General features: G+C 59.5%; 1 pseudogene. It reads left to right on the top strand.

The window, feature by feature from the left end:
- Positions 1-64 precede the first annotated feature (64 nt).
- A pseudogene (locus RNA01_RS23325) lies at positions 65-1165 on the top strand (IS3 family transposase).
- Positions 1166-1224 lie beyond the last annotated feature (59 nt).

Genomic DNA, 1224 nt, shown 5'->3' with positions numbered 1-1224 from the left:
TGACCTGAGCCCCTGAACTTCCTCCAGAATTTGGTAGAGTCCGTCACAACCAGGAGACGGACGAATGAAGCGTTCACGGTTCACGGAAGAACAGATCATCGGGATATTGAAGGAGCAGGAGGCGGGCGCGAAGACGATCGACGTCTGCCGCAAGCACGGCATCTCGGATGCAACCTTCTACAAATACAAGGCGAAGTATGGCGGCATGGACGTGTCCGATGCGCGCAAGCTGAAGGCGCTTGAGGACGAGAATGCCAAGCTGAAGAAACTGCTCGCCGAAGCCATGCTGGACAATTCGATCCTGAAGGATGTCGCTGCAAAAAAATGGTGACGCCCGATGTGAAGCGGGATGCGGTGGCTCATGTCTGTGCGCAGCACGGGGTGAGCCAGCGTCGGGCGTGCGAGGTTCTGTCGGTGGATCGGTCGAGCATGCGATATCGCAGCGTGCGGCCTGACGATGCGGCCATTCGTGAGGCGATGAAGAAGGTGGCATCTGAACGACGCCGCTTCGGTTATCGCCGTATCCACGTCATGCTCGACCGGCAGGGGATCGTCATGAACCTGAAGAAGCTTCGGCGTCTCTATCGGGAGGAGAAGCTGACGGTGCGCAAGCGCGGCGGCCGAAAGCGGGCCCTGGGGCACGAGACGTCCTCTTGCTCTGCCGTCGCGTCACAACGAGCGCTGGAGCCTGGACTTCGTCAGCGATGCCTTCACCGACGGCCGCCGCTTTCGGGTGCTGGCGGTCGTCGACGACTTCACCCGCGAATGCCTATGCCTGGTCGCCGATACATCCCTGTCAGGCGCAAGGCTTGCCCGCGAACTGGATTGTCTCATCGCCAGACGCGGAAAACCGAGGACGATTGTCTCGGACAACGGGACGGAGATGACCAGCATGGCCATCCTCAAATGGTGCCAGGAGACCAAAGTCGACTGGCACTACATCGCCCCCGGCAAGCCGATGCAGAACGGCTTCGTCGAAAGCTTCAACGGCAGCTTCCGCGACGAGTGCCTCAACGAGACCCTGTTCTCGTCGCTCGCTCAGGCCCGCGCCGCAATCACTGCATGGAAGGAGGATTACAACAGAAACAGACCGCACTCGTCGCTGGGCAATATCACCCCCAGCGAATTCGCAATGAAAATGGCACTGGAAAAACAGGCCGCATGAGGCCAGATTACAAACCCAAGACTCTCCCGAAAACTGGAGGGAGATTGGGTCGCAGGTCA

This window comes from Paenirhizobium naphthalenivorans, assembly GCF_007992095.1.
GTDB lineage: Bacteria > Pseudomonadota > Alphaproteobacteria > Rhizobiales > Rhizobiaceae > Allorhizobium > Allorhizobium naphthalenivorans.
The sequence above is the reverse complement of the archived record's forward strand: the minus strand, read 5'-3'. Positions and strand labels throughout refer to the sequence as shown.